At 76.7% G+C, this 3,201-nt stretch carries 3 protein-coding genes and 1 pseudogene; all 4 read left to right on the top strand.

Features of this window, described 5'->3' with window-relative positions; translation table 11 throughout:
- A partial coding sequence (locus ND748_RS26290) for a lipopolysaccharide biosynthesis protein (RefSeq protein WP_374216042.1) occupies window positions 1-817 on the top strand: 817 nt, incomplete at its 5' end.
- Window positions 814-1,665 carry a TylF/MycF family methyltransferase gene (locus tag ND748_RS26285; RefSeq protein ID WP_251748851.1) on the top strand — a complete coding sequence of 284 codons (852 nt, stop codon included), beginning with the start codon at window positions 814-816 and terminating at the stop codon, window positions 1,663-1,665. The genes ND748_RS26290 and ND748_RS26285, both read left to right, overlap by 4 nt.
- Window positions 1,662-2,366: a protein-tyrosine-phosphatase gene (locus ND748_RS26280; RefSeq protein ID WP_251748849.1), complete on the top strand. Its 705-nt coding sequence runs from the start codon at window positions 1,662-1,664 to the stop codon at window positions 2,364-2,366. Before ND748_RS26285 ends, ND748_RS26280 begins: the two co-directional genes overlap by 4 nt.
- A pseudogene (locus tag ND748_RS26275) lies at window positions 2,363-3,201 on the top strand (hypothetical protein); the annotation flags it as partial. The gene ND748_RS26280 and the pseudogene ND748_RS26275, both read left to right, overlap by 4 nt.

The following is a 3,201-nucleotide window of genomic DNA, read 5'->3' as shown; positions in this document are numbered from 1 at the left end:
GACCGGACCCGGCCGGCGAGGCGCCCGGGGCCCGCGGATCGGCGCGTTGCTGCCGCGACGCGCCTTCGTGCGCTGCGCGCTGGGGGCCTACGGCACGGTCGTCGGCGCCCAGCTCATCTACAAGCTCGACATGCTGCTCGTCGCGACCTTCCGGGCGGCCCACGAGGTCGCGTTCTACGGAGTGGCGGTCGCCTTCGCCACCGCCTGCTCGACCATCTGCCAGGCGACCGGCATGGTGGTCTTCAGCCGGCTGCGCTCCATGGTCGACCCCCGTGCGCGGGCCCGCACGGTGCGCCGGGCGGTCCTCGCCACGCTCGCGATCGCCGCGGCCGTCGCCGGGCCGGTCGCGCTGCTCACCCCGTTGGGCATCCGGGTGGTGTACGGCGCCGAGTTCGCCCCGGCGGCCACGACCACCCGGATCCTCGTCCTCGCCGCCATCCCCCAGTCGGTCGACTACCTGCTCATCCACGTGCTGCTCGGCTTCCGCTCCGCCCGCACGGTGCTCGCCGTGCAGGTGCCGGTCGCGCTGGCGACCGTGCTGGGGCTTGTCCTCGCGCTACGCCACGGGGGGCTGGCGGGGGTGGCCGCCGTCTCCGGCGCCACCTACAGCGCCTCCGCCGCCGCGCTCTATCTCGCCTGCACCCGCCTGCTCGCCCGCAGCGGCCAGCCCGCCACCAGCCAGCCCGACGACGCCGGCCCGACCCACCTCGCCGGCCGCCCGCACCCCGCGATCCCCGCGCCCCGCGCCACCACCGACCCCATCACCGACCTCACCGACCTCACCGGCGATCCATCCCCCATCCAGGAGCGACGATGACCACGACGGCGACCGTCACCCGCGAGGACCTGCCCGACACCACGGGGCGGTACCTCGATCTCCTCCGGTCCACCCTGACCTTCTCCCTGTGGGACGGCGGGGACGGCAGCGTGTGGGAGCCGCGCGGCGGCGCCCGGCGCATCGTGGCCCTGGCCGCCGCGCGGCAGGGGGTGGAGATCGTGAAGAGATCCTCCCCCGATGCCCGCGGTGACGGGCGGGACTGGCCGAGACTCGCGCACACGATGACCGGCGAACATCGCATGCGCAACCTGCAGGAGTGCACCGAGCAGGTGATCCGCGACGGCGTCCCCGGCGACCTCATCGAAACCGGGGTGTGGCGGGGCGGCGCCTGCATCCTGATGCGCGGGGTGCTGGCGGCCTACGGGGTCGACGACCGCACGGTCTGGGTCGCCGACTCGTTCGCCGGGCTGCCGGTGCCCGATCCGCGCTACGCCGCCGACGCCGGCGACCGCCACCACGAGCACTCCGCCCTCGTCGTCTCCCTCGACCAGGTGCGGGAGAACTTCCGTCGCTACGGCCTGCTCGACGACCAGGTCCGCTTCCTGCCGGGCTGGTTCCGCGACACGCTGCCCGGCGCGCCGATCGAGCGCCTGGCGGTGCTGCGCCTGGACGGCGACATGTACGAGAGCACCATCGACGCGCTCGGCGCGCTGTATCCGAAGCTGTCCCCCGGCGGCTACTGCATCATCGACGACTACGGGGCGGTGCCCGGTTGCCGGGCGGCGGTGGATGACTACCGGGCCGCCCACGGCGTCTCCGAGCCGATCTTCCAGGTCGACTGGACGGGCGTGTACTGGCGCCGGGGCAGCGCGCCCCGGCCGGCATGAGCACCACCGGCTGGCCCCGGCACGCCACCCAGTCGGTCGAGCCCGGCGGGCCCGGCAGGGCCGCCGAGGCGGGCGGGCCGGGCGAGCAGCGTTGGCCGTGGACGGTGCTGATGGTCTGCACCGGCAATCTCTGCCGCTCGCCGCTGGCCGAGCACCTCGCCGCGGCCCGCTTCCGCGCCGCGCCCGACCCGGCGCCCGTGTTCCACAGCGCCGGGGTGTACGCCGAGCCGGGTACGCCGATGCACCCGCACGCCGCGGCGCTGCTGCGCGCGCGGGGCGTGGACCCCGCGGCGTTTCGCACCCGACCCCTGACCGCGGAGCTGATCGGCGCCAGTGACCTGGTCCTGTGCGCGACCCGACGGCACCGCTCGGCGGTGGTCGCCCTCGCGCCGCGCGCCCTGCGCCGGACCTTCACCGTGTGCGAGTTCGGCCGGCTGACCTCCGGGGTGCGCCCGGCGGACCTCCCAGCGGGTCCGCCGCGGCTGGTTGGGGAGTGCCTGACCGCGGCTGCCTGGCGGGCCCGGGCCTCGGGCCGCATCGTGGCGGCGTCGCTCGACGACCTGACCGACCCGCTCGGGGGTGGTCGGGACGCGTTCGCGACCTGCGCCCGGCTGATCGACGAGGCGCTGTCGAATCCGCTGGCGCTGCTCGCCGGCGCCTGCCGCGCCCAGCCGGTCGGATGGGCGCCGGCGGCGAGGTGAGGGTTCTCCTCGCGCAGCGCTGGGCCGACGGCTTCCTCGACGAGACCCCGACGGCCGGGCTGGCACGCGTGCGCCCGGCCGTCTGGATCACCCTGGTCCCGGTGGACGACCAGTTCTTCGTGCGCTCCGGCGGCTCCCGGGCGCTGGCCGCATACACCCGCGAGTTCGGGGCTCGGGCGGTGGCCCGCAAGACCGCCAGCCGGCTGCGGGAACGCGACCGCAACCGGCGGTACGTGGGGGTGGGGCTGGGCACGATCGAACCCGACCCGTCCCCGACGAGCGAGCACAGGACCGGCGAGCACTGGGCCAGCGAACACTGGGCCGGCGAAAGCAGGGCCGGCGAGCCGCCGGCGCGGGAGCCCTCGGCGGGCGTGCCGACGGCCGGTTCGCCCGTCGCCTTCGTCGCGCCCTGCCACCCGGCCTGCATGGAGCGGGTCGTTCTGCACCGCGACCTGATCCGCCCGCTGCGCCCGGCAGACGTTCCCCGGGCGGCCGATCACGGTGCCCGCTCGGGCCGGGCCACGATCGTCCACCGGGCCCGGCCGGCGAGCCCGCCGCCGGCGGTCGACGACGCGCTCGTCGGTTGGTCGCCGATGGCCGGGATCGAGCTGGACCCGGCGGCCGTCGACCGACTCGTGGCGTGGCTCGCGATCGAGTGGCGCGGGGCCAGACCGGACGACCGGCTGCTCACCGGCGCCAGTCCGATCACGACCAGCACGCGGCGGGGGGGGGGGGGGGGGGGGGCGGGGGCGGCCCCCCCCCCCCCCCCCCCCCCCCCCCCACCGCATCGCGTCCCGGGGGAGGGGGCGGGCGCCGGGTGTCGGGCCCGGGGCGT

Origin of the sequence: Frankia sp. AiPs1, assembly GCF_023716945.1 — a bacterium.
In the GTDB taxonomy this organism is placed as follows: domain Bacteria; phylum Actinomycetota; class Actinomycetes; order Frankiales; family Frankiaceae; genus Frankia.
The sequence above is the reverse complement of the archived record's forward strand: the minus strand, read 5'-3'. Positions and strand labels throughout refer to the sequence as shown.

Bases quoted from the DNA above. Each gene is read 5' to 3' on its own strand.
- ND748_RS26280 (WP_251748849.1), top strand. From the start codon at position 1,662: ATGAGCACCACCGGCTGGCCCCGGCACGCCACCCAGTCGGTCGAGCCC.
- ND748_RS26285 (WP_251748851.1), top strand. From the start codon at position 814: ATGACCACGACGGCGACCGTCACCCGCGAGGACCTGCCCGACACCACG.